Genomic DNA, 203 nt, shown 5'->3' with positions numbered 1-203 from the left:
GTTGATGATGCGCCTGTATCGGGTGACCTAGCATACTCAATCGATGAAGACGGTTCTATCCGTTTAAGCCAAGAGCAGCTGCTTTCTCAAGCATCAGATGTGGAAGGTGATGACCTTACTGCTAGCGGCCTAACGGTTGGCGGTGATGCAACCGTTACTCAAAACGATGATGGCAGTTTCACCATTACGCCAGATGAGAACTT

Annotated in this window: 1 protein-coding gene; it reads left to right on the top strand. The window is 48.8% G+C overall.

Annotated features, from left to right (window positions below; all coding sequences use genetic code 11):
- Window positions 1–203, top strand: a 203-nt coding sequence (locus AB4482_RS22935) for a cadherin-like domain-containing protein (protein WP_372181794.1), incomplete at both ends; no start/stop codon positions are given.

It is taken from the genome of Vibrio sp. 10N.222.55.C7 (assembly GCF_041473335.1).
GTDB classification, from domain to species: Bacteria; Pseudomonadota; Gammaproteobacteria; order Enterobacterales; family Vibrionaceae; genus Vibrio; species Vibrio crassostreae_C.
Note: the sequence above shows the minus strand (reverse complement) of the source record. Positions and strands in the feature narration are given on the sequence as shown.